Genomic DNA, 23952 nt, shown 5'->3' with positions numbered 1-23952 from the left:
ATTAATGCAAAATTCTAGAGTTTCTGGGGAGTAATAGTGTTATTTATTACATTTTATAAAAAGAAGTGAGGTTAAACCATCGTCGCTGGTGGGTGGCTGTCTTTAATTTTGAATTTTGAATTTTGAATTGATTCATCTAGTTAGAAGTTCCAGCACAATTGGTATCTTCGATGTCGCAGATATTGTAAATTTCTAATCGAGCTTCCCCCAAACGGAAAGCGGCTAAATGCCAAGGCTGGGGTGTAGATGGTAGGGAAATAGCTGGTTCATCTATGGAGCGAACCACAATTTGTTTATTAAAGGGAATGGATTTTCCTAAGTTGTCAGAACCGTTAAAAATTAATTGATTGGCAAAAATTTCTACTTTCCACTGACCCTCAGCAACTGGTCTTGGTTGAGAAATTTTTTGGATGATTAATACATGATCATCCCCTCTACTAGTATTACCAAATTGGCTAGTAGAATTTAACTGATTAATTTCTGATAAAAATTTTGGTTGTAAATTATTCACTAATAACTGCGAACTAGCTTCCCAGATAGCTGTTGGCGGCTGTTTTCGTGACCAAGTGAGCATGAGGGTCATAGTTTCGCCTACAAAGCGGCGGACTGTTTCTGGATGTCGCTCAAAGCTTTGTTTGGGGTCTACTGTAATAGCATTACCATCAATTAGTTGTACCAAAGTGCGGGGAGTTAATTGGCGATTTAATAGCTGTAACATCGACCCGTGAAACATCAGCAACAATAAGGTAAACAGGTGTAACCCAAATGTCCCTACAGCAAACAAGGGTAAAATACTAGCTTTTTTAGTTTCTGGTTTAAGTAACTGCATAAGTAGGTCGGCGTAAATAATTATTGTTGGGATAAGGCAGGGGGCAGGGAGCAGGGAGCAGGGGGAGAAAGATTTTCAGCCTTCTTTACTTTCATTTACACAGTTTGGTTTTATTGCACCGACTTACTTAAATCTAGGGAGCAGGGGAGGAAAAATTCAACGATAATATTTGCTTTTACCCGTTGAATATTTTATTTTCTCGAAGTCTTTAATACAAAATTAAATAAATCTTGGGAATTGGATAACCTGTAACATCTGTGCCTATCTAATAAAACTTCCGGCTTCGCAGGGATAAGCTGCATTTTCGTTTGTGTTTTTATAGTCATCTAACAAACACAAATTACGGATTTCATAAATTTCTAATTTGTCAGTGCGACTACTATAAATTGCTTTTTGTAGGTCGGTGCTATTTTCAGCTAAGGGATAGGGAAAATAGTCTACTGCACGTACTAATAAATCTTTATTGAAAGGAGTAATCGTTTTTCTGTCATCACTACCTTTGGTTTGAATTAGGTCAGCTACCATACCAACTCGCCATGTACCTGGTGCGATCGCTACGGGTGGATAAACTCGTTTAATAGTTAATTGTGCTGACATAGCTTGGGTAGGAGTGGTAGCAAAAACTTCTGGTGGAGTCATATCAGCGATCGCACTTAAAAAACCTTTGCGAAAATCTTCTGATAAGGCGAAACTCGCTACCCAACTACTGGTGCTGATTCTTTGACTACCTCCTTGTGGGGTTCTAATCAATATTCCTTGGTCTGCTTGGGGTTTGGCGATGTTTTCAATGCTTTGGGGTGGGAGAGTTCCCGACCAGTTGAACATGGATATCATCGTCTTACTGACAAATTGTCGAATCATCTCTGGTTCCCTGGCTAAATCATCAATCACACCTACAGGTTTACCATCGATTGTTTGCACAAAATTCGGGGGTTTACGGATACCAAGTTGACGAATATTTAACCCTTGTATTAGGAATATTACGAATACTAATAAATGTAAACTAAAGGTAGCGATCGCAAAGGTCGTCAGAACGCTGAATGTTTGTTTTTTCTGCTTTAAAAGATTGACCATTTTCCTCACCCAATTTATATAGGAAGTATATTCTATATCTGCAAAAATCCATTACCCTCCTCTAGAATTAATTTCTCTGAATCACACACAAATTCTATATTCTATCCCTCACCATATCCGCCCCATTACTAATACCATTAAATACGGCTAAAGCGGATAATCCTGCCAACGCTAAAGATAGCAATGGCGCTAAAACTCCTAAAAAAATCATGAACCACATCAAATCAGGATTGGCATTAGGGTCTTGCGCTGGGCCGTTGACAATCACGGCAGCAGTTACAATGGCAATAATATTGAATGAAAGTTTGGCAATTCCTGCTGATAAAAACCCTGTCAACCATAAGAAAATCGGTTTACCAGCCACGGGTAGTAATGAACTACCAATAGCTAAAGGCCCTAAGAGTGCTATCAGCAACATAGTTGCTTCTATCAAATTTTGAAAAGCATATTGCAATGAAACTAAGAAGTTTTTAATACTAGTTTGGACTGTATTACCTATCAAAGCACTAAAGGTAGTTTCTGATATATTGCCTGTACCAAATCTAATCTGATTAACTTGAGTTTCTAGCCTAACTATCCAAGGTCTATTGCCATATAAATCTCTATAGTCTCGCCAGAGGTTATCAATTTTCTCGCTGGCTTTTGTAAAACATTGAGTTTGTTGTTCACCAGTTAATGATTGACAAGGACGAAGTAAAGAACCTGCTACTTCTTCCGCAATACTCATATTTAATGCTTGCTGATAAACTAGGTCAGCATCTGCTGTAGCAACTACTTGTTGATTGACGGTATTGATAAAATTCCTCACACCCAATGTCAAGGTAGAAAGAAGGCTACCATTACCAGAATTACTTAATAATACGACGACAATAAAAGGCCAAACAAGCGCCGATATCGGACGAGAATACTCACTGTGAATCATATCTTTGAACCACTGGAGTACGAAAAATAACAAAGTACCAACAGCAAAAAATACTCCTAGATTTGTTAATGCTCCATATAAGTTATTATTCGTGTCATTTTGTAATAAATCTAGCCACTGATTGTCCCAACCTTCCGCAATACTGCGAGCTGTTGCAGTACCACTATTGAGTGTATCTGTAATGCCAATATCAGCTAGGAGTGGATAAATTTGCATTTTAATCATACATATAGCAGGAAGTTACAGGGAATAGGGTATATTTTTGAACTTCTCTTGTGTTTTTGTTGTCATATTTCTGACTATTGTTAGAGTTACATACGCTGTGTTTCTATGGTTAATTTTCCACCACAAAGACACAAAAAAACAGAGGTTTAATTTTCGGTTTTTCTACCAAATAAATCGATTTGAGCCGTAGTTCTTAAAAGCCTGGCTGCTTCTGCTGATGTGTCTACTCGCCGCGCTCTATTGGCTTCTTCCATTTGTTGGGAAATATTCGCCAAATTTAAATTAGAATATTGCAGAGATTGATTTGCTAGAACTGTTTGATATAAGTTTTCGCTGATAATCTTTGATTGCTCAGTTTGAATTTTGATACTTTGCACTTGTAAGTCAGCTTGACTTTGAGTGGCGTTGAGCGCTGGATTGACAGCAGTACCAGCCGCACGGATTATACTAGCTAAACCTGATTGAATTTGATCAGCTAATGCCGAAGATTTTTCAATTTCTGTGATACTTGTTTCTGTATCCTGCAATTTTGTTCTCATTCTTATTTGTCCATCTCTCCCCAGCGTTCCCTCTACTGCACTCCGGGTAAGATAACGATTAATTTCATTAGTAACTACGTTGGAACGTATCGCTTGATTATTTTCAAATTTGTCGGGGATGGAGTTAAAAAATATGATATCTCTACGCACTTGATCACTAGCCGCAATAGGATTAGGTATATTCAAATCCCCTGTGGCGCTATTGAGTGCGTTTTGAGAACTGGTTTCGAGTGGTTTTAAAGTTTCACTCAAGTTATATCGCAAATAGTCTTGTAAATCTGTGGAGTAGGATTGAAATTCTGTCCAAACTCTCCCCAGTTGTGCTGTTGCTGGGATAGTAAGTAATCCCAAAAATCCCAATGTTAATAAAATAGTTTTTTTCATTTACCTATACCCATATTTTTGACAATTAACCACCGCGTAAACTAGCTAGTAATTGACGAGCGAATACTGAAATTGCTTCATATTTATTGCTGTAATGTTGCATTGCTTGTTGACGTGCAGTTTGCTCATTGGGGTTGTTCGCAACTACCGCCAATTGTTCGTAACCAGGATAATAACGACAGAAGGTATGAATGCCGTTATCATCTAATAGCCATTGGCTATAAACTCCTTCTTTGCGAGGGAAAAAGCTTTCGGAAGCGTTACGTGCAATAATGTCTTTGGGATATTTTAAGATACTGACGAAGCTATCTACAGCTACTGGTTGGATACGACCGATTAAGCGTGTAGTTAAGTTTTGCAAAATCTTAGACGAGGCTTTAGATTTGGCGATGGTATCGGGGTCTTGTGCCGATAGGATAACTCTAATCCCGGCTTTGGCTCCGTTCGCACACATTCTGCCTACTAAGTCAGATATTTGATCAAATTCAAATAAAATCGGTGCTTCGTCAATAAAGAATATAGAAGCTGGACTGCTTAAGGCGCGGCGTAAGGCGGCTGAATAAGCACTCAAAGAAAGTACCGCCGCATCTTCGTTATCTGAGAGGTTTCGCAGCGCAAACACCAATAGTTGAGCATCTGTAGGGAAGCTGGAAGGTGCGGAAATAGCTTGTCCTACACGACTGGAAAGCCAAAATCTTAAGCGCAGATGAATTTGACTGAGTGCATCTTCCACTCGGCCACTGACAGCATCTAGTTGTAGATGTTCTGGTGAACAAAAATAGAGAAAGTCGTTGAGGGTAGGAGTTTTTTGCCATGCTGGAGTACCAAATCCACCAGCGATCGCCATTTTATATCTTTCTTGGATACCTTCATCGGCAAAGAAGGCGGTTAAGGCTAAGTTGAGGAGGGAACGGACTGTCTGTGCTAGTAGTTGGTTGTCACTGGATGAGCCTAAAACCATTGTCATGAGAGCTGATTCCAGAAAACCTGTATAATCGAGCAAGCGATCGCGTTGTTGTTCAGGATCGAGCGATCTTAAATCTGGTTGCTCAAATAAGTTATTTGATTGTCGAGAAATATCAAAGTATGCCCCGTTCCCTTCCATAAAGTGGGCATAGTCAGTAAAAGTAGATGTACCATCAGGTTTGGGAAAGTCTAAGGCGACTACAGGAATCCCATGTGCCAAAGCTTGGGTTAAAATCCCTGATACCAGCACTGATTTACCTGCGCGGGTGGTAGCAAACAAGGCTAAATTTTTATGTTGGTTAAATAAATCCAACTGTACAGGTGTACCGCCTTCTTCGGCAATTAATTCAAAGCCGTGTTTATCACCTGCTTTGGTAATTACTAAAGGCATTAAACCTGGCACTTCACTAGTTAAATATAACTGGCGGCGATTGAATGGTTTGACTAGTAAACCTTCCCAAACTATCGGTAAAGATTGTAACCACAGCTTCCAAGCGTATTCAGTTTCTCTGACTACCTGCGCCGGACGTTGAAAGCAGTTTTCTATATATCTTGTAGCTTCATCCAATTTCTCCACAGTGGGACGATGGACGAAGATTGCCACACCTGTGTAAATCGGCACAGCACCTTCAAATAATTGTTCTTGGGCTGCAACTGATTTTCTTAACTTTAATTGAGCGTTGACATCAATGGTTTTACTCTTTTCCTGCGCCAACATCGCCGTCACATTCGACTGCTTCAACACTCTTTGCAAGGTAGTTTTCACCAAAGAGGGGTTAGCCGCCGTTAGTTGACAGACAATTTCTGTGTCTACTACCGATTCTCTGGCTAGGAGTTCCCAAAGGTAACGCAATTGGGCAAATTTATTCGGCCAGCCCCCTGGTTTCTCCAAAAAAGTCATCGCCCCAATGTAATTATTATTCACATTGACCCAACGGCGATCGGCACAAGGTACACCAGACTCCATCAGCAGCGTTGTACTGTGGATATTTTCTATCAATAATTGTGTACTGGATAACTCTGAATGAACTTGTTCGTACAGTCCATTTTCATCTAGATTTACTAATTGGGGAATTTCGATTGGTTGTGTATCATTAAACCTTCTCCAGGCATTTTCCCAAAGTTCTGCCGCATTTAAAGGTTTAATATCCAAACCCATTTTGTTAGATAAAAGTTGTTCCCAACGACAAAATCCCTGTTTGTAAGCTTTGGTGATAATACTTTCAATACGCTGGTTTTGAATTTCTGCCATATCACCTTTGAACTTTAACCACCAGCCTTCTGCTTTTCCTAACAGTTTTTCAATCCAATCATCGGCGTTGGTGGAACTTGGTTCAATTGTATAAGTTACATAGATTTTCAGGAATTTTGGCTTGCGAATACCAGCAGCCGTCAATTCTTGGGTTCTCGCTCTCTCTGCCATCAATAAATACTTAATATCTCTTGATGGGGCGCGTTTAATCAAGTCTGTCAATTCTGCTTGTCGTTGTTTATCTGAACTAAAGGACCCCATGTGCAGTGTCATTTTCTCTTCTTCGGGAATGTCTTTTAATCCAGATTCAATATTATTGAAAATTGTATCTATCTGTTCTTTTCTTAAGGTGGTATGGATGCCTTTACATTCAAAACCAAAAACAAAGCAAAATTTATCCTTTTGAGTTCCTTTAGTGAGAATATACGCGCCAACATCACGACCATCCAGCGCGATGCGGAGCATGGTTGATAAATGTAACGCATCTTCAAATGGCGTTAACCTACTTTCTTGTCCGGCGAGACCGATGCTTTGTTTTCCGATTTTTTGCTTCATAGTTAACTTCTAACAAGCTTTGATAACGAGCAAAGCCTCTTGTCCAAGTGGGAACTCCGATAAATTTGCTTAAAAAGCGCCAACTCCTACCACCAGATAATATCCACCATGTAGCCATTCCCCAACCAGCGAGGAGAAAAGTCCACAGCCATCTTTGAAAATCATCTGGGAAAACACCCCCAAAAATTCCATTGATGATAAAGTAAGAAGTTAGGCAAATTACTGTCCAAGGAAATATTTGATCGGCAGGAATTGGCCCTAATGATGGTTGAGAGCCTAAAATTTGATTGACTGGGCGAAATTCTTGTTGCCGTTCCTCAGACATAACCAATCCGTAAAAATAATGGAGTTATTTATCTACTAGTATCACCGATTACAAATCCTGTTAAAACATCTGCGACTGTGACAGCAATCACAACTAACAGTGGAGTTCTGGCGATACTTTGCCAATCTTCGTCTTTACGGACTGCATTGATTACACCAATTAGAGATACAGCAATATACAGTAAAAATATTCCTCGTAATACGTTAAAAATTAAACTTACGGCTGGTTGGGTATTACTGTTATTTGTAGTCCCTTGGGTTAATGTGTTTTTGAAAAAACTTTCTGCCTTACCAAAAAATTGTGCTTGGGCAGGATAGGCAAAATAATCTAACCAAAATAAACTAAGAATGATGGCTACTGCTGATATTTGACATAAAATTAGCCACCGTTTTGGTAAATGTAACTGCTGCCCAATTTGTTGAATAAGTATGGTGATTAAACTACCAAGTACTAGGCAAAAAAGTAGTAAGGGGCTTTTTAAGCTGATAACACCTAAAAATACTGCACAAGCTAATAAAAATGGGACTGATTCAACCAAGTTTATCCGCACTGCTGCGACAATCAGCCTGAATTTATGAGCATCTTGTGTCACCTTACTTGTTGCATTTTGTCCGTCTTTTTGGACGTTTACACTCTGTCTAGGCATTTACCAATTTCCTTGCTATTGATTACAAATTCTGATTAGTACTGTTGTTTAAACTTTGATAATTTATCATGCAACAACACCCCTTGTTCAATAAGTTATTGATTTTAATTACAATATCTATCCATGATATTACATATCGTTAAAATTAAGTTAATACAATCTTAACATTATATTAAATAAAGATTGACCACGGCACATATTTCATGGCTGTAGAGTTGTCACATTCCCTTGAAACTATTTACAGACAACGTTTCAATGACCTCTCTTAACGCTTGCTTAATCTCTTGATGAGAAATTAATTCTGTTGTACATACCCAGCAATTTTCAATAACGTTTTGAAGAATTGGCGAAGAATGCTATAGTGAACCAAAGAAATTATTCAATTTGTTAAAAATTCTAGATTAAACTTGTTACTCCCCAAAAAAAGTGATTTTAGCTATATTAATAGCTCTGATGCTTTCTTGGTGATAGGTTGGCAAATCATCAGTTTTAAGCACGTGATAGATTAAGCTTGATAGACGCAAGTAACCCCATATAGAGAATGCACATCGAGAATCGTGTCATCGATAGTTAGTGATTAAACCACAGATGATCGCTTGTTTAACAACCTTTGCACTAGGTTAATAGATGGGTAGCTAAATGTCCAGTGTAAAACTCTCTAATTCACTGGGTTTTGTCGAATAGTTGTATTGGCTGCTAGGCTCAAAAATTTGTCCATTCCTATCAATGATGAACAATCAGACTCGTTTACAGATGATTTTGGCTGATACACCTGTTAGTAGAGTATTATCTGCAATCAGCTACGCTGGGCGGAACGCCATCGCAGAAGTGAATTTACCTAACTGGTGGTTAGCAGGGGGTGCAGTGCGAAACACAGTTTGGTGTTCCATCTTTGGTGAAAACTGTAGATTATTTATCAAAGATTTTGATATTGCTTTCTTTGATGAAACCGGAAACCGAACTCAAGAATTAGCAGCCCAAGCTTACCTCACAGAACAATTCCCCAATTATCTGTTCGATGTAAAAAACCAAGCTAGTTTTGCTCGATGGCGCACTGGCCACCGTCCCTACACCAGCACAGAAGACGGGATTGAAAATTGGCTACACACAGCTACTGCTGTAGGTGTGCGATTAAATACACAAGAGCAGTGGGAATTTTTCACACCCTACGGCTTAGATGATTTGTTCGCTGGTATTATTCGACCTACGCAAACTCACATTCATAATCCAGATGCTGACAATAAAGCAGCTGATTTTCTGTCAAAGTGTCCTTGTCTGCGGTTAGCTGATTCATTTGACAATTGACACGTGGAGTAAAGGTAATCCCTTGGCTTTAAACAATTTTTTATTGCAAGACAATACTGCTGGAGATTGTATTTTTGTTTGGATAGACTTAGAATCTGGTAAGGTAAAGTAGCTCAATTTATTGTATATGACTTTTTCACCAAAATTGGCTCATCAATTCTTATCTTTGGTGGTAAAGACACATTGACTGAGCATTTTTTCAATGGTGGTGCTGACAATATAATTCGCTGGATGAGGGGAAGAAAGACTAGATTAAAAAAGGAACAGATAGAATAAACAAATAGAGGTTAGGGGTTAGGTGTTAATATGATCTCTTTCCCACTCCCTAATAGCTTATCCCAAAGTAATATCTAAAAACATCATAATTACAAAGCCAACCATCACACCTATAGTGCCTTCCTTTTCTAAACCTTGGCGATGAGATTCGGGAATAATTTCATCACTAATTACAAACAACATTGCTCCGGCGGCAAATGCCATTGCCCACGGTAAGATAGAATTCGCTACACTTATCACAGCCACACCAACTAAAGCACCAATGGGTTCCACTAAACCCGTAAGTAGGGAAATCCATATGGCATAACTAGGTGAATATTTCTCTGTAACTAAAGATAAAGCAACTACTAAACCTTCAGGAATATTTTGCAGTGCAATTCCTAAAGCAATAGGAATACCATTATTAATATCATTATTGCCAAAGTTAACACCAACCGCTAATCCTTCCGGGAAGTTATGAATAGTTATAGCGGCGATAAATAACCAGATGCGCTTGAGTTTCTGACCACGACAGTTTTCTTTTCCCTTGAAAAAATGTTCGTGGGGTAAAAACCGATGAGCTAGTTGCAGGAATAGTCCACCCAAGAATACACCACCAACCATAATTAAAGCGGCATTGATGGGAAATTGACCCTGAGTAATTGCGGCTTCAGTGCCAGGGACTATTAAGGAAAATGATGTCGCTGCTAACATCACTCCACCACCAAACCCTAGCATAATTCCCTGCGATCGCTGCGTAAACTTTATTGGTAATAATACTGGCAAAGCACCAAGGAAAGTGGCAAGTCCTACTCCTAAACTGACAAATGCACCGATTACAAGACTGTTCATAGTTGAGATTGTTTGTTGAAGTTATTTAAATAAAGCATAGTTGAAATGACTATGACTTGCAATCAATGCTGGATATGAGTGTGTTTTATGACTAAGGATTAGTTTAAGTAGAAGATTCTCATTTAGTAAAAATACGCAAACATATACAAAATTTTATATAAATTTTTATACAGTAAATCTCTTAAAATAATCTTAATTTTCCAGGATTTTTATCTCAGGATATTGCATAAAAGAAAAATCCCAAACAAATAAGCTAATTGAGGCACATAGTTTAATTCATGCACTATGCGTCGGAGTATTAGCCAAAATATTTAATGGAAAATCATTGATTATGAAAATTAAAAAAATCGCTTGTGCTTTAACTCTTGCTACTACCTTAATTGCAGGTATTACATTCAAGGCAAATGCCGAACAACCCCTTGGTGTAATTACCCGTAAAAGTGAAGTTGCGCCTGAAGGTGTAGCGCGTGAAATTAAAGGAACTTTTCAATTAGAAAATGTCACGAAATATCCTTTAATCATCGAATTCTCTCCTGTGAGAACAGAGTCATATTTATTTAATGTAGGGGAACGCAGAATTATACTCAAGCCTGGTGAATCAAAAGAAATAGCTTACACAGGAGGGATTTTTCAAGATGGCAAGTGGCAAATTAACTTTCAATTAAGACTCCTGAGTGAACAAGGTATTCTTGCTGGTCGTCATACTGTAGATATTTATTTCTTAGTAGAAGAAGGTAAGTATCAAGCATCTACTTATGAAAAACTATTTTTAGTACCTGATGTCCGAGATTCGGTATTGGGAGACTCATTTTCTGTCAATCAAGATGATGGCTCAATTCCTCGCGCACCTTTAGGAGATATTCGATATCCGGCAATGAAAGACTTGCTGAATATGCAGCGAGAGTCTATCTTGAAAATTCCTACAGACTCTTCAGGTAAAACCGAAAGACCTACTATTAACATAACTAATCCTACTATTCGCCGACCTAATATTCGCCAACCGATTTTATCTCCTACTCCTATCTTGAAATCTCTGGCATCAAATAAAACTTTGTTAGCTTCTGGGACTGTACAAGCTAAGGGAGTGTTTTCTTGGAAGGGAATGGATAATCTGTTACATCCTGCATTTGGCTGGCGTGTACGCGCATGGCGGCTACAGGGTGGTAATTGGGTAAAAGTAGGAGAAGATTGGATTGAAAGTAATGGTTCTTGGAACCTTTCGTTTCCTCAACAAGCGGGTAAAGTTAAGTTTCAGTATGTGGCGTTTAATCGCTTTTTTACCCCTCAAACCTCTTTAGGAAATACTTATCGCTGGGTAGGGCCAGAAAGAAGCAGTGTAAGTTTGACCCATAACGAAGGTGGCTGGATAGCAGATACATCTGGTGGTGCAGTCCGGGGTTTGGGTGAAGTTTATCGAGAAGGGATGAATCTTTGGTCTAAACTATATTGGGATGGTGGGATTAATCCACTACGCAAAGAGTCAATCAAGGTAATTTTCCCCAATACGGCTTATGACTGTGGTAATGGTAGTGGAGTACCTTGGAGTTGCGCTAACACTGGTGGTAATATTTGGCTAATTCCTTCTCATGCCAGCCGTAACGGGGTGATGCAACATGAATTGGCTCACCAAATCAATTATGAGTATTGGGATAATAAAAGACCTGCGGGTTCTGGTGGTAGCCATACTTTAGGCGATTGTTATACACCTGGTTTAGCCATGATGGAAGGCTTCGCCAATTTTATGGTTTTCTGGACACAAGCTGTGCGTGGTGCATCTCCTGATGGTGGCTTTGATTTTGCGGTAGAAAATCCAGCTTTTGCTTGTCAGAATCCCATTAATAGAAACGAGTCTTGGACTGCGGCTACATTCTGGGATTTTCATGACACCCGCGCCGATGGTCAGGACAATTTATGGTTTAATCATCCGGGTGCAGTTCCAGGAATTTATTTGCGGGCTGGGATGAAATCTAGCATGGCAGATTTTGCAACTATCTATCGTAATGGGGCCAATGCAGAACATCGCACTATTATCGATAATATTGCTCGTCAAAACTTTATTATTCCTTAATTGAATTTGGATTAGACATTGATTTTGAAGTCAACCAATGCTTAACGTTTTAACAGTAAACAGTTACCACAGCACTGTTTACTGTTAACTGATTTAGGTTTGCCGATGAACTAGAGTGGCGCTGGCTTGGTCAACAGGCATGAGGATGACTTCATTAATATTGACATGAGGCGATCGCGTTGTACAGAAAAATATCACATCGGCAACATCCTCTGGTGTCAGTGGTTGCACTCCTTGGTAAACCTTTTTTGCCCGTTCCCTATCGCCATGAAAGCGGACTTCGCTAAATTCAGTTTCCACCATCCCAGGGTCAACAGAAGTCACACGTATCGGAGTACCCAACAAATCTTGTTTTAAGCCTTCAGAAATGGCTTTGACTGCGGCTTTCGTTGCACAGTAAACATTACCACCAGGATAAGTTTGATGTCCGGCGATAGAACCAAGGTTGACTACATGACCACGACCACGAGTTACCATCCCCGGAACAATATAACGGGTGAGATAAAGCAACCCTTTGATATTGGTATCAATCATTTCTTCCCAGTTTTGCCAGTCGCCTTCATGTAGCTTATCTAAACCGCGACTGAGACCAGCATTGTTAATGAGAATATCAATTGCCGACCAAGCAGGAGGTAAACTAATAATACTAGATTCAACAGCATGGCGATCGCTCACATCTAACTGTAGTAAATAAGTCTCTATACTAAACTCTTTACTTAGTTCATCAGCTAGTTGTTGCAATCTGTCCAGCCTCCGCGCCACCAGGATTAATTTTGCCCCCGCACCAGCAAAAACCCTAGCGCAAGCGCTACCAATCCCACTACTTGCACCGGTAATTACAACAATTTGATTTTTGAGAGAAATCATAAGTTAATAAAATAAAGGTTCGTAGTCAGGGCTACCCTACGGGAACGCTATGCGAATAGCCCTTTAAAACTATGTAAGTAAGCGATAAATCGCTCACTACAAACAAAATCTTAATATTTAATAGTCAGTTGTCAGTTGCTAATAATTTTCTTCTCCCCAAGTACGTAATTGTAAATAAACTAGTATTAAGGCTACTGCTAATAAAACTGTGGCGGCGGCGGCAGCGTAACCAAAATCAAATTGACCAAAAGCTTCTTGATAGATGTAGTAAACCAGCAAATTCGTTGTATTTAACGGGCCTCCACCAGTCATGACGTAAACTTGCTCAAAACTCCGCAATGTAAAAATAGCCGTGGTGACTGTGGCAAAAATTAAAGTGGGTCTTAGTCCTGGTAGGGTAATATGCCAAAATTGCCGCCAACCATCCGCACCATCTAATTCTGCGGCTTCGTAGCGACTGGGAGGAATGGCTTGCAACCCAGCTAAGAATACCACCATATTGAACCCTAATTGCTTCCAAATACTTAAAATAATGATTACAGGCATTGCCCAGAATGTATCTCCTAGCCAGGAAATGGCTGGGATGCCAAATATATTTAAAAATGCGTTTACTGGGCCGGAGGTTTGAAACAACCAACGAAACCCTAAACCAGCCGCTACCAAAGAAATAATTGATGGGAGAAAATAGGCACTCCGGAGAACTCCCCGCAATGCTATGGAACGGTTTAATAATACTGCCAGCCCCAGAGAGAGAACTAAACTAGGAATTAAGGAAGCCACAGTAAAATAAACGGTGTTGCCCAGAACTTGCCAAAAATCAGGGTTAAGTAACAATCGCCAGTAATTTCTGAATCCTATCCAATATGTGCCGGTGGAAGTGAAACTACCAGCAGTAAAGCTGAGATAAAACAAATAGGCGATAGGCCAGAGGACAAATAAACCCAACAAAATTACAGCCGGAGCAAGAAAAGTCCAAGCGGCGAATGTATCATTGTCTAACCATGACTTAGTAGATGTTTTTGGCATGATAATTTTCTTCTTGATTGCCTACTTCCAGAAGCTAATATACTTGGTTTTCTAATGCGTGAATTTTGAATTTTGTAGCTTGCTTCTCCAAAGGAGTATTTTGAATTGTTTATGACTCTCCGCCCTGATTCTACCTTTAGTCTTGTTTCTCCCAGCATTCACACTGATAAATTTTCTGATGGTACTCCTTTGAAACTGGGAGTGATGGCTTCTGGTAGTGGTAGCAATTTTGAGGCAGTTGCTCAAGCTATTGAAAATAAGCAACTCAACGCCCAAATACAAGTTTTAATTTACAATAATCCTACGGCTAAAGCAGCCGTTAGAGCAGCTAATAGAGGTATAGAAGCGGTTTTATTAAATCACCGTGAATATAAAAATCGGGAAATTCTTGACCAAAAAATTGTCCAAACTCTACGCCAATACGATGTGGAATGGATAATTTTAGCTGGTTGGATGCGTGTGGTGACATCAGTTTTAATTGATGCGTTTCCTAACAAAATTATTAATATCCACCCCAGTTTACTACCCAGTTTCAAGGGCATTAATGCTGTAGAACAAGCCTTAGAATCTGGGGTAAAAATCACTGGCTGCACTGCTCATTTGGTTTGTTTAGAAGTAGACAGTGGCCCGATTTTGATGCAGGCGGCTGTGCCAATATTACTAGATGACACAGCAGAAACACTCCACGCTAGGATTCAAGTCCAGGAACACCGTATATTACCACAGGCGATCGCCCTAGCAGCACAAAAGTATTCTCAAATAGTGAGTAAGGAGTAATGAGTAATGAGTAATGAGTAAGAAGTAAACAATTATTACTTTTTATATCTCCCCCTGCCTCCCCTGCTTCCCCTGCCCCTCTGCTTTCTTAAGGGTGTTGCAGCTTCCAAAAACAACTAGAAACCAAATTGGTCATAATATGAGCCACAATCGGCACTAATAAGTTACCACTCCACAAGGCACTATACCCTAATATTACCCCAACAATACTTGCCCAAACGACGTAAGGCCATTGTTGGGGTCCACTCAGATGCAAAATCCCAAAACAGAAACTAGAGCCGATAACAGCAAAATCATCTAACCCCAAAGCGGGTAACATGACACCGCGAAATAATAATTCTTCACTTAACCCTGGTAGTAAACCTAACCAGATTAAGTCAGGCCAAGCCAAAGGCTTCAGCACTAATTCTAAATAATAGTCGGCACTCCTGCGGTATGGCTTCCATAAGCTATAAGCCAGTCCACTTAAAACAGTAATAATTAACCCTACACCCAAACCAAGCAAGAAATCCCTGCCGTACCAATGCCATTCAAATAACAACAAGTTACCAAAGCGCAACCACAACTTGGCAACTGTCCACAACAGAACGGCAGTTACACCCATCGCTACTAGCACTTGGGTACGTGTCAAGTATGGAATTTCTGGTTCTTGTTTTTGTTGTTCAACCACGGGTTTTTAATGGGAGTGGGGAGTAGGGGAAGCAGAGGGGCAGGGGAAGCAGAGGGGCAGGGGAGGGAGAGAAAAGAACTGTTGACTAATTAACAAAGGGACTTTGGGTTGATGCCTGCTTTGTGGGCAACTATTAAACCCACTGCTTCTAAATAAGATTTTACTTGGGTGGATTTAATACCTAAGGCTTGGGGAGGAACTTGAATTTGAGTTTGATTTTCCTCTACAGTGATTATTTGACATTGCTTTTGGCTTAAGCTGAGTAAGGCGCTGCTACCACAGGCTGTTGATGGCATGATAATAACATCTACTTGCTCTGCCCAAATATCTCCTATTTGAGATGGGGTTGACCCTTTCTGTAATATAAATTGTGGTGCGCGACTCAATCCTACGAGTACGCTTGGTAAAAAAGTATAGCCTAATTCTTCGGCGGCAGAACGAGGGGATAAGTTTGGATATGGGGGTTCCGGTGCTAATGCGGGGGAATGGGCGCAAGGTATTTGAAAGTTTCGTACTACCAAATGGCTAATGACTGCTTCTGCACCTGCAATCGGGTCTACACCTTTACCGTGACGGTAGTTTTGTGCTGCTTCTTCATCCATATTATCGGGGAAACGGGCGACAACGGCGATCGCTTCTGCCCCACTTTTGTTAATTAATGTTTCCGCAGCTCGTAATAAGCTGTCGGGGTTGCCTATTGTTCCCCAACTTGCGCCTGATGGTGCAGTCCGCAATTCTACATTTAAGGGTGCATCGGTAATTGCATAATCGGTTAAGGTTAAGCCTAAGGTTGCTCGTGCTGCATCGGCTACTTGTAGGTGTCGTAGTCTTAAATCTGGCTCAATGCCTTGGTCTAAGAGTAACCCGATTTTGTTGTTACGTACTGGGCGTAATCCCCAGCATCCAGAGGCGAATTTGTCAAGACCGTAACCTTCTACATAGAAAGAATTGGGGATGTTCCAATACAAACTAGCACCATTGAGGACATTGGGGTGAGTGATCAGGCGATCGCAAACTTGTGCTATTAATCTAGCAACAGGTAAAGCATCCCCCGCATACCCACCAATCGCCGCACCAACGCCAGTAGGTACAATTAAGATAGCAGTGTAAGGACGATTCATATAGGTGCTGAGTTAATGTAGATTAAAAATTATGGCGGATTGATGCTTAAACATCTAGTTTTAGAGACTTTAACCCCTCAATCTTTATGGAGACTCAGCACTTAGAACTCCCTACTCAGGGCTAACTGTAGTTACCACAGCTTCCACAGTCGCTTTTTGCTGTTCATCATCTACAGCAGTAATTGCCCAACGGAGAGGTTCACCTTGCTTTTTCAACTCTGCCTCAATCACTTGTTGCAACTCTGTGGGTGTTTCTTGGATGTCGATTTCTGCACTAATAAAATGAGTTGTCATTGCTGTCAATCCGGTTGATTTGTAGCTTCTAGAATAACCGATTTCAGCCGCAGTGAAATACTGATTTTCTGTATATTGTCGATAAGAGACAGTAATTGGTAATGATAACTATCAGTAATTTAAATTTTCCCATAACTTACTGACAACCTAAAAATACCAATTACTGACATTAACCTATTTATGTTACTTACCGAATTGCAACTGATAAACAGTATCTTCTTTTTCGGTTTCAATTTTCAAATCGGAACGAGGATAAGCTACACAAAGTAATGCGTAACCTTGTTTTTGTAGTTCAGGGCTAACCCCCATACCATCAGTTTGATCTACAGTTCCGGTAATAATTTGACCAGCGCAAGTTGTACAAACACCAGCATGACAAGAACTAGGCAAATCTAACCCTTGTTCATCTGCAACTGATAAAATGGTTTTATCTTCAGGAACTTGTAAAGTGTGGGTTTTGCCTTGGTGGAGAATCTCAACGGTGTATGTTTTAGACATATACAAAATTAGAGGGAAGCAAATGACAAATAAAACATCTTATCTTATAAATAGGTAGCCAATCAAATAGTGCAAGGGCAACACAGGAATTATTTGCAAATAGCTTTGAAAAGCAAAAGTAGCTATACAGTGATAATTATAAGTCCTTGCCAGACAAAAAAATAAAGTAAGGAATCTCACTTTCTCTTAGTTCTGCCGGGAAAGACTGATAAGGTGATATTCTCCTGCGACGTAGAGAGTGATTATAAAATTTGCCGAAAGTTAAACCAAACATCTTGGAGTACACAATGCTGGAATCATACCGTCAACACGTTGCCGAAAGAGCAGCACTAGGAATTCCTCCCTTACCGTTGGATGCACAACAAACTTCAGAATTATGTGAATTACTGAAAAATCCACCAAAGGGTGAAGAAGATACATTATTACATTTATTGCGCGATCGCGTTTCTCCTGGTGTTGATCCGGCGGCTTACGTCAAAGCTGGATTTCTCACCGCCGTTGCCAAAAAGGAAGTTAAAAGTCCTGTCATTTCCTCAATAGAAGCGGTGGAATTGCTGGGAACGATGGTAGGCGGCTACAATGTGCAGTCTTTAATTGAGTTAATGCAATTCGCCACGGTATCCGTCTCCGACTCTTCCGAAACCCCCTTGGTAATGGGTGGAGAAGGTAAAGAACCCATAGCCGCCTACGCCGCCGCCGCCCTCAGTAAAATCTTGCTGGTGTATGATGCTTACCATGATATTTTGGAGTTAGCGAAAACCAACCCCTACGCTAAACAGGTAATTAACTCTTGGGCAGAGGCTGAGTGGTTTACATCTCGTCCACAGCTACCAGAATATATCAACGTCACCGTGTTTAAAGTGCCTGGGGAAACCAACACGGACGACTTATCCCCAGCCACCCACGCCACTACCCGCCCGGATATTCCCTTACACGCCTTAGCAATGTTAGAGTCAAAGCTGCCCGGAAGCTTGGAAACTATAGCTGAGTTAAAGAAAAAAGGACATCCTGTGGCTTATGTCGGCGATGTTGTAGGTACTGGTTCCTCCCGCAAATCGGCGATTAACTCAGTTTTGTGGCATACAGGAGAAGATATTCCCTATGTTCCCAACAAACGCGCTGGGGGGTATATTTTAGGTGGTGCGATCGCTCCCATCTTTTTCAATACAGCTGAAGATGCCGGTGCTTTGCCTATACAGTGCGATGTCACCAAGCTAGAAACTGGTATGGTGATTACCATCTATCCCTACAAAGGTGAAATCACTAACGAAGACGGCGAAGTTATCTCTACCTTCACCCTCAAACCAGACACCATCCTCGATGAAGTCCGCGCCGGTGGACGCATACCCCTACTAATTGGCCGTACCCTCACCGACAAAACGCGCCTTGCACTAGGTTTAGAACCCAGCACCATCTTCATTCGTCCTCAGCCACCAGCAGACACAGGCAAAGGCTACACCCTAGCACAGAAAATGGTAGGTAAAGCTTGCGGTTTACCAGGAGTTCGTCCAGGGACATCTTGCGAACCCATCATGACTACCGTTGGTTCCCAGGATACCACCGGCCCCATGACCCGCGACGAATTAAAAGAACTCGCTTGTCTGGGTTTCAGTGCTGATTTAGTCCTGCAAACCTTCTGTCATACAGCCGCATATCCCAAACCCGTAGACATCAAAACCCACCACGAACTACCAGATTTCTTCTCCTCCCGCGCTGGTGTAGCTTTGCGTCCCGGTGATGGTATCATTCACTCTTGGCTCAACCGGATGCTGTTACCTGACACAGTAGGCACAGGTGGCGACTCTCACACCCGCTTCCCCTTGGGTATTTCCTTCCCCGCCGGTTCTGGGTTAGTCGCCTTTGCTGGCGCTTTGGGTGTCATGCCATTGGATATGCCAGAATCAGTTTTGGTAAGATTCAAAGGAGAATTACAACCAGGAATCACCCTGCGAGATATTGTCAACGCCATTCCTTATGTAGCAATACAACAAGGCTTGCTAACAGTAGAGAAGGAGAACAAGAAAAACATCTTCTCTGGGCGCATTATGGAAATCGAAGGCTTACCATATTTGAAAGTAGAACAAGCCTTTGAATTTACCGATGCAACCGCCGAACGTTCCTGTGCAGGTTCTACCATTAAGCTGAGTGTCGAGACAGTCGCAGAATATCTGCGTTCCAACGTAGCCCTACTGAAGAACATGATTGCACGGGGTTATCAAGATTCCCGCACCCTCCTACGCCGTATCGCCAAAATGGAAGAATGGTTAGCCAACCCCGTATTATTAGAAGGTGATGCAGATGCGGAGTATGCAGCAATTATTGAAATTGATTTAAACGAAATCAAAGAACCAATTGTCGCTGCTCCCAACGACCCCGATAATGTTAAATTATTATCGGAAGTTGCTAATGATCCAGTACAAGAAGTATTCGTGGGTTCTTGTATGACAAATATTGGTCATTATCGGGCAACAGCAAAAGTTTTAGAAGGTGCAGGGGAAGTCAAAACTCGCCTGTGGATAGCACCACCAACCCGGATGGATGAATACCAATTAAAAGAAGAAGGTGTATACAGCGTTTTTGGTGCGGCAGGTGCGAGAACAGAAATGCCTGGATGCAGTTTATGTATGGGAAATCAGGCAAGAGTTGCTGACGGAACCACAGTATTTTCTACCTCCACCCGCAACTTCAATAACCGCATGGGTAAAGGTGCAAGAGTGTATTTAGGTTCAGCAGAATTAGCCGCCGTTTGTGCCTTGTTTGGACGCATTCCTACAGTACAGGAATATCTGGATATTGTAGCGAATAAGATTCATCCTTTTGCTGATAATTTATATCGCTATTTGAACTTTGATCAAATCGCCGGTTTTGAAGATGAAGGGCGGGTGATTTCTAAGGAGGAGCAAGCTTTGTTAATATAGCTTGATTAGGGTGAGTCTTGATGACTCACCTCAAACTCATTAATAAAGTAAAAATGCCAGCAAAAGATATTTACCACGATGCAGTCAAAAATGCTTTAATGAAGGACGGTTGGACGATTACTTTTGACCCTTATCCTATTAAGTATGAAGAAGTTAAATTACTGGCTGATTTAGCTGGTGAAAAAACTATTTCCGCAACAAGAGAAGGAGAACTAATAGTTATCGAAATTAAAAGCTTTCTTGGCCGTTCAACTATGCGTGAATTTGAAACAGCTTTGGGTCAATATCTAATTTATCAAACATTTCTCGATATCACCCAACCTCGGTACAAAATCTATTTGGCAATTAGTAAAAACATTTATGCAAAGTTTTTTCAACAAGTTGCAATTAAATTAATTTTGCAAAAATATCAGGTTCTACTGTTAGTTGTTGATATCAGTAAAGAGGAGATTATGCAATGGATCAATTAATTCATTATCAAAATGTAATTAAACAAATACTCACAGAGTATGAAAAAATTTCTTCTCAATTACCTGATCCTGATATAGATGAGGTATTGATGTTTGATGATCAAAGAAGTCAATATCTTTGGTTTAATATTGGTTGGAAAAATGATAAACGAGTGAAAGCTATTTCTGTTTATGTTCGTATTAAAAATGAAAAAATTTACATCGAGGAAGATTGGACAGAAGAAGGAATAGCTACTGAATTATTAAGAAAAGGCGTACCGAAAGAAGATATTGTTTTAGCATTTCATGATCCAGAAACTCGTAAATTGACTGAGTTTGCTGTTGCTTAATCAACCAAAATAATATTTGCGATCGCCTAAAGTTTGCCATAGTAAATAAAACTGCTATCAATCACCCTAGATTGATGTAGTCACGCCACTACGTATCTGAACTAAAATGATTGAACTACATCCTGAATTTTTAACCAAAAATGGTCAAAAGGAATTTGCTGTTTTACCTTATGAGGAGTTTTTAAAAGTTCAGGAATTGTTAGAAGATTTGGAAGATTTAAGAGATTTGCGAGAAGCGAAACAAGCAGGAAAAGATAGCCCATCAATATTGTTGTCTGATGCAAAAAAAATCTTAATAAGCTAATAAGCGAATGATTTTATAGGAAGATATGCTCAAGTCTAAGTATATTTTCTACATCTACCTGCAACTTTAATAATCGCATGGGTAAAGGTGCGAGAGTCTATTTAGGTTCAGCAGAATTAGCCGCCGTTTGTGCCTTGTTTGGACGCATTCCTACAGTACAGGAATATCTGGATATTGTAGCGAGTGAGATTCATCGTTTTGCTGATAATTTATATCGGTATTTGAACTTCGATCAAATTGCCGATTTTGAAGATGAAGTCCCAGTGATTCCATTGGAAGAGATGCCCAATATTGAAGATAATTTGGGTATGCCTACGGCAGTGAAGTAGTGATAAACCTGATTATTATAAGCAAAGTCCGCGTATGCGGGCTTTTTATTGCAAATCAATCATTACAAGTGTTGGATAACACAAAAACTTAGTTATTATCGTATATAATCACAAATCAATCAATTAGCAAGCATGAAAGCATCAGAAACGAGTCTTCGGAATTTACTAGAAGGTGGTAAACAGTTTCAAATACCTCTGTTCCAGCGACCATATTCTTGGAAACAGGAGAACTGGGAGACTCTATGGGAAGATTTAATGAGTCTTTATAATGATGATGAAAAAGGCTTCTATTTTCTTGGACCTATAGTAACTCAGGCTGAACTGGGAACTGCCGATGGTATAAGTCGATATATTGTTATAGACGGACAACAACGTTTTACAACCCTTAGCATTCTACTGGCAGCACTAAGAAATTATCTTAAGAAGTCCGACAGACAAATGTCAGAACAAATACACGAATTTTTTCTGATAAATAAGTATCAGAAAAATGATGATATTTATAAAGTACTACCTACACAAAATGATTGCGACGCATATAAAAGTATTATCGATAATAAGACGGTTAAGGCTAAACATAAAGAATCACAGTTAGGACAAATACACGCAGCATATAAATTCTTTGATGGGAAGCTTAAAAAGCCTTTTACCGATGAGGATACTTTGTTAGATTATGCAAAATTTAAAAATATTATCCTCGAACGTTTGGTGTTAGTAAATATTACTTCTGATAATAATGATAACCCCTATCTTATTTTTGAAAGCTTGAACAACAAGGGAGAAGAATTAACCCAAGCAGACTTAGTTCGTAACTATATATTTATGAAATTACCTGCTGAAGAAAGAGATGAGGTCTACAACAGTGAGTGGCTGCCTCTTCAAGAAAGTTTTAAATTAAACATGAAACAAAAGGAATATGCAGACGAACTAACGAAGGCATTTTGGTTTTATCTACGTAAAGACGGAGAGGCTATTAACGAAAAAGCCGTTTATAAATCAATAAAAAAACGTTTTGACAATTCAGAAATTGGTGTAAAAGCTGAACTGCAAAAATTAATACAGTTTACTAAGTATTATCAACGCTTTATTTTCTGTGATGAAGAACCCGAGTATAGATTAAGACATTGGTTTAGACGATTGAACAGACTCGATTTTAAGACTTGTCATATTTTTTTACTAAATGTTTACCATGAATATGAAGAAGAAAAACTATCCCTTGAAAAATTTGAACTAATTTTACTTTATTTAGAGTCATATTTTGTTCGTCGTTTATTTGCTGGAGTTTCTACAAAAACATTAGGAACTGTTTTTAATTCACTGTATAGTGAAGTTAAAAAAGCAGATCCTGATGATTTGGTCAATGGCTTACAACAAGTTCTAAAAAGTTATGATAAAAATAAAGTCTGGCCTAATGATAATGACTTTCAGAATGGTTTTTTTTCAGAAACTATGTATAGTAATAGCGTGAGTGATAGGGCAAAGCTGCTTTTAGAGAGTTTAGAATCATATTTTACGAAGGAAAAAGTTAATCCTGAAAATTTAACTGTTGAACATATTATGCCCCAAACCTTAAATAAAGACTGGAAAACAATGTTAGGAGCAAATCATACTTCTGTGCATAAAAAATGGCTACATACTTTAGGCAATCTTACCTTAACAGCATATAATTCTGAGATGGGTAATAAACCTTTTGCAGAGAAACTACTATATTTTAATAATAGTAATTTGTCCTTAAATCATTATTTCCGAAAGATATCAGTTTGGGATGAAGAAGCAATCAAAAAACGTGCAGAATACTTGGCTGGGATAGCTATTAAAGTTTGGCCTAGATAATGCAAATTTGGATTATTAGTAATCAGCTTTTGATTGTGACAGTATCGTAAAATTTACGCAGACCTAACCCCCTAACTCCCTGACCTTGTAGGCAAGGGGGAAAATTTGACAGCACTTTCATCCTCAAATCATCTCACCCCAGAGTGTAACCGCCACAAACTTGCATAAATCCCATATTTGAGCAGTAACTCCTTATTGGTTCCCACTTCTACCAATAGTCCGCGTTCCATCACATATATGCAATCAGCATTGGGGATAGTAGAAAGACGATGAGCGATCGCTATAGTAGTCCGATTTACGGTAATCTTACCTGTGGAATATT

Annotated in this window: 22 protein-coding genes and 2 pseudogenes; 9 read left to right on the top strand and 15 right to left on the bottom strand. The window is 39.7% G+C overall.

The genetic code is table 11. The features are described from left to right. Nucleotides 1-136: 136 nt before the first annotated feature. The 7 genes from H6G18_RS10570 to H6G18_RS10540 form a co-directional block, all read right to left on the bottom strand. Nucleotides 137-829, bottom strand: coding sequence for a hypothetical protein (locus tag H6G18_RS10570; protein WP_190407058.1), 693 nt, complete (start codon nucleotides 827-829; stop codon nucleotides 137-139). 261 nt (nucleotides 830-1090) lie between these two features. After that, nucleotides 1091-1903, bottom strand: coding sequence for a hypothetical protein (locus H6G18_RS10565; RefSeq protein ID WP_190407057.1), 813 nt, complete (start codon nucleotides 1901-1903; stop codon nucleotides 1091-1093). 94 nt (nucleotides 1904-1997) lie between these two features. Next, nucleotides 1998-3050, bottom strand: a complete 1053-nt coding sequence (locus H6G18_RS10560) for a hypothetical protein (RefSeq protein WP_390824746.1) — start codon at nucleotides 3048-3050, stop codon at nucleotides 1998-2000. Nucleotides 3051-3196: 146 nt separating this feature from the next. After that, a complete protein-coding gene (locus H6G18_RS10555) occupies nucleotides 3197-3973 on the bottom strand; it encodes a hypothetical protein (RefSeq protein ID WP_190407055.1) in 777 nt (258 codons plus the stop codon). 25 nt (nucleotides 3974-3998) lie between these two features. After that, on the bottom strand, nucleotides 3999-6746 hold the full coding sequence (locus tag H6G18_RS10550; protein ID WP_190407054.1) for a hypothetical protein: 2748 nt from the start codon (nucleotides 6744-6746) through the stop codon (nucleotides 3999-4001). Next, nucleotides 6694-7071 (bottom strand): hypothetical protein, encoded by a 378-nt coding sequence (locus H6G18_RS10545; RefSeq protein ID WP_190407053.1) that lies wholly within the window; start codon nucleotides 7069-7071, stop codon nucleotides 6694-6696. Before H6G18_RS10545 ends, H6G18_RS10550 begins: the two co-directional genes overlap by 53 nt. Nucleotides 7072-7099: 28 nt before the next feature. Further along, entirely contained in the window at nucleotides 7100-7717 is a 618-nt protein-coding gene (locus tag H6G18_RS10540) for a hypothetical protein (RefSeq protein WP_190407052.1), read from the bottom strand. A gap of 729 nt (nucleotides 7718-8446) precedes the next feature. Between H6G18_RS10540 and H6G18_RS10535 the strand changes: the two genes are divergently transcribed. Beyond that, nucleotides 8447-9022, top strand: a complete 576-nt coding sequence (locus H6G18_RS10535; protein ID WP_190407125.1) for a nucleotidyltransferase family protein — start codon at nucleotides 8447-8449, stop codon at nucleotides 9020-9022. Nucleotides 9023-9355: 333 nt separating this feature from the next. On the opposite strand, the gene H6G18_RS10530 is transcribed toward H6G18_RS10535, so the two are convergent. Next, complete coding sequence (locus H6G18_RS10530) at nucleotides 9356-10129, bottom strand: ZIP family metal transporter (protein ID WP_190407051.1); 774 nt, start codon at nucleotides 10127-10129, stop codon at nucleotides 9356-9358. Nucleotides 10130-10460: 331 nt separating this feature from the next. On the opposite strand from H6G18_RS10530, the gene H6G18_RS10525 reads away from it, so the two are divergent. Continuing rightward, entirely contained in the window at nucleotides 10461-12197 is a 1737-nt protein-coding gene (locus H6G18_RS10525) for a hypothetical protein (protein WP_190407050.1), read from the top strand. Nucleotides 12198-12290: 93 nt separating this feature from the next. On the opposite strand, the gene H6G18_RS10520 is transcribed toward H6G18_RS10525, so the two are convergent. Together H6G18_RS10520 and H6G18_RS10515 are read right to left on the bottom strand one after the other, a co-directional pair. Continuing rightward, nucleotides 12291-13064 carry an SDR family oxidoreductase gene (locus H6G18_RS10520; protein ID WP_190407049.1) on the bottom strand — a complete coding sequence of 258 codons (774 nt, stop codon included), beginning with the start codon at nucleotides 13062-13064 and terminating at the stop codon, nucleotides 12291-12293. Between the two features lie 138 nt (nucleotides 13065-13202). Next, the gene (locus H6G18_RS10515; RefSeq protein WP_190407048.1) at nucleotides 13203-14090 is read right to left on the bottom strand and encodes a carbohydrate ABC transporter permease; all 888 of its coding nucleotides are present in this window, start codon (nucleotides 14088-14090) and stop codon (nucleotides 13203-13205) included. A gap of 111 nt (nucleotides 14091-14201) precedes the next feature. Here H6G18_RS10515 and purN point away from each other — a divergent pair, with 111 nt between their 5' ends. Next, a complete protein-coding gene (purN, locus tag H6G18_RS10510; RefSeq protein ID WP_190407047.1) occupies nucleotides 14202-14867 on the top strand; it encodes a phosphoribosylglycinamide formyltransferase in 666 nt (221 codons plus the stop codon). Between the two features lie 88 nt (nucleotides 14868-14955). Here purN and H6G18_RS10505 read toward each other — a convergent pair whose 3' ends face one another. The 4 genes from H6G18_RS10505 to H6G18_RS10490 all read right to left on the bottom strand — a co-directional run bounded on the left by H6G18_RS10505 (nucleotide 14956) and on the right by H6G18_RS10490 (nucleotide 17450). Further along, nucleotides 14956-15537 carry a CPBP family intramembrane glutamic endopeptidase gene (locus tag H6G18_RS10505; protein WP_190407046.1) on the bottom strand — a complete coding sequence of 194 codons (582 nt, stop codon included), beginning with the start codon at nucleotides 15535-15537 and terminating at the stop codon, nucleotides 14956-14958. 89 nt (nucleotides 15538-15626) lie between these two features. After that, nucleotides 15627-16658 (bottom strand): DUF3326 domain-containing protein, encoded by a 1032-nt coding sequence (locus H6G18_RS10500; RefSeq protein ID WP_190407045.1) that lies wholly within the window; start codon nucleotides 16656-16658, stop codon nucleotides 15627-15629. A gap of 111 nt (nucleotides 16659-16769) precedes the next feature. After that, nucleotides 16770-16952, bottom strand: a complete 183-nt coding sequence (locus H6G18_RS10495; RefSeq protein ID WP_190407044.1) for a hypothetical protein — start codon at nucleotides 16950-16952, stop codon at nucleotides 16770-16772. A 183-nt stretch (nucleotides 16953-17135) separates the two neighbouring features. Next, nucleotides 17136-17450 (bottom strand): 2Fe-2S iron-sulfur cluster-binding protein, encoded by a 315-nt coding sequence (locus H6G18_RS10490; protein WP_190407043.1) that lies wholly within the window; start codon nucleotides 17448-17450, stop codon nucleotides 17136-17138. A 287-nt stretch (nucleotides 17451-17737) separates the two neighbouring features. Here H6G18_RS10490 and acnB point away from each other — a divergent pair, with 287 nt between their 5' ends. The 6 genes and pseudogenes from acnB (at nucleotide 17738) to H6G18_RS10460 (ending at nucleotide 23630) form a co-directional block, all read left to right on the top strand. Next, nucleotides 17738-20368 (top strand): bifunctional aconitate hydratase 2/2-methylisocitrate dehydratase, encoded by a 2631-nt coding sequence (acnB, locus tag H6G18_RS10485; protein WP_190407042.1) that lies wholly within the window; start codon nucleotides 17738-17740, stop codon nucleotides 20366-20368. A 53-nt stretch (nucleotides 20369-20421) separates the two neighbouring features. Beyond that, entirely contained in the window at nucleotides 20422-20838 is a 417-nt protein-coding gene (locus H6G18_RS10480) for a XisH family protein (RefSeq protein ID WP_190407124.1), read from the top strand. Next, nucleotides 20826-21167: a XisI protein gene (locus tag H6G18_RS10475; RefSeq protein WP_190407041.1), complete on the top strand. Its 342-nt coding sequence runs from the start codon at nucleotides 20826-20828 to the stop codon at nucleotides 21165-21167. Before H6G18_RS10480 ends, H6G18_RS10475 begins: the two co-directional genes overlap by 13 nt. 106 nt (nucleotides 21168-21273) lie before the next feature. After that, nucleotides 21274-21471 carry a type II toxin-antitoxin system Phd/YefM family antitoxin gene (locus H6G18_RS10470; RefSeq protein ID WP_190407040.1) on the top strand — a complete coding sequence of 66 codons (198 nt, stop codon included), beginning with the start codon at nucleotides 21274-21276 and terminating at the stop codon, nucleotides 21469-21471. Nucleotides 21472-21512: 41 nt separating this feature from the next. Then, nucleotides 21513-21800 (top strand): annotated as a pseudogene (locus tag H6G18_RS10465) (bifunctional aconitate hydratase 2/2-methylisocitrate dehydratase); the annotation flags it as partial. A 132-nt stretch (nucleotides 21801-21932) separates the two neighbouring features. Continuing rightward, complete coding sequence (locus H6G18_RS10460; protein ID WP_190407039.1) at nucleotides 21933-23630, top strand: DUF262 domain-containing protein; 1698 nt, start codon at nucleotides 21933-21935, stop codon at nucleotides 23628-23630. A gap of 128 nt (nucleotides 23631-23758) precedes the next feature. Here H6G18_RS10460 and H6G18_RS10455 read toward each other — a convergent pair. Further along, a pseudogene (locus H6G18_RS10455) lies at nucleotides 23759-23947 on the bottom strand (ABC transporter); the annotation flags it as partial. Nucleotides 23948-23952: the final 5 nt, after the last annotated feature.

Origin of the sequence: Anabaena subtropica FACHB-260, from assembly GCF_014697105.1 — a bacterium.
GTDB classification, from domain to species: domain Bacteria; phylum Cyanobacteriota; class Cyanobacteriia; order Cyanobacteriales; family Nostocaceae; genus Trichormus; species Trichormus subtropicus.
Note: the sequence above shows the minus strand (reverse complement) of the source record. Positions and strands in the feature narration are given on the sequence as shown.

Bases quoted from the DNA above. Each gene is read 5' to 3' on its own strand.
- H6G18_RS10570 (WP_190407058.1), bottom strand. From the start codon at position 829: ATGCAGTTACTTAAACCAGAAACTAAAAAAGCTAGTATTTTACCCTTG.
- H6G18_RS10565 (WP_190407057.1), bottom strand. From the start codon at position 1,903: ATGGTCAATCTTTTAAAGCAGAAAAAACAAACATTCAGCGTTCTGACG.
- H6G18_RS10560 (WP_390824746.1), bottom strand. From the start codon at position 3,050: ATGATTAAAATGCAAATTTATCCACTCCTAGCTGATATTGGCATTACA.
- H6G18_RS10555 (WP_190407055.1), bottom strand. From the start codon at position 3,973: ATGAAAAAAACTATTTTATTAACATTGGGATTTTTGGGATTACTTACT.
- H6G18_RS10550 (WP_190407054.1), bottom strand. From the start codon at position 6,746: ATGAAGCAAAAAATCGGAAAACAAAGCATCGGTCTCGCCGGACAAGAA.
- H6G18_RS10545 (WP_190407053.1), bottom strand. From the start codon at position 7,071: ATGTCTGAGGAACGGCAACAAGAATTTCGCCCAGTCAATCAAATTTTA.
- H6G18_RS10540 (WP_190407052.1), bottom strand. From the start codon at position 7,717: ATGCCTAGACAGAGTGTAAACGTCCAAAAAGACGGACAAAATGCAACA.
- H6G18_RS10535 (WP_190407125.1), top strand. From the start codon at position 8,447: ATGAACAATCAGACTCGTTTACAGATGATTTTGGCTGATACACCTGTT.
- H6G18_RS10530 (WP_190407051.1), bottom strand. From the start codon at position 10,129: ATGAACAGTCTTGTAATCGGTGCATTTGTCAGTTTAGGAGTAGGACTT.
- H6G18_RS10525 (WP_190407050.1), top strand. From the start codon at position 10,461: ATGAAAATTAAAAAAATCGCTTGTGCTTTAACTCTTGCTACTACCTTA.
- H6G18_RS10520 (WP_190407049.1), bottom strand. From the start codon at position 13,064: ATGATTTCTCTCAAAAATCAAATTGTTGTAATTACCGGTGCAAGTAGT.
- H6G18_RS10515 (WP_190407048.1), bottom strand. From the start codon at position 14,090: ATGCCAAAAACATCTACTAAGTCATGGTTAGACAATGATACATTCGCC.
- purN (WP_190407047.1), top strand. From the start codon at position 14,202: ATGACTCTCCGCCCTGATTCTACCTTTAGTCTTGTTTCTCCCAGCATT.
- H6G18_RS10500 (WP_190407045.1), bottom strand. From the start codon at position 16,658: ATGAATCGTCCTTACACTGCTATCTTAATTGTACCTACTGGCGTTGGT.
- H6G18_RS10495 (WP_190407044.1), bottom strand. From the start codon at position 16,952: ATGACAACTCATTTTATTAGTGCAGAAATCGACATCCAAGAAACACCC.
- H6G18_RS10490 (WP_190407043.1), bottom strand. From the start codon at position 17,450: ATGTCTAAAACATACACCGTTGAGATTCTCCACCAAGGCAAAACCCAC.
- acnB (WP_190407042.1), top strand. From the start codon at position 17,738: ATGCTGGAATCATACCGTCAACACGTTGCCGAAAGAGCAGCACTAGGA.
- H6G18_RS10480 (WP_190407124.1), top strand. From the start codon at position 20,422: ATGCCAGCAAAAGATATTTACCACGATGCAGTCAAAAATGCTTTAATG.
- H6G18_RS10475 (WP_190407041.1), top strand. From the start codon at position 20,826: ATGGATCAATTAATTCATTATCAAAATGTAATTAAACAAATACTCACA.
- H6G18_RS10470 (WP_190407040.1), top strand. From the start codon at position 21,274: ATGATTGAACTACATCCTGAATTTTTAACCAAAAATGGTCAAAAGGAA.
- H6G18_RS10460 (WP_190407039.1), top strand. From the start codon at position 21,933: ATGAAAGCATCAGAAACGAGTCTTCGGAATTTACTAGAAGGTGGTAAA.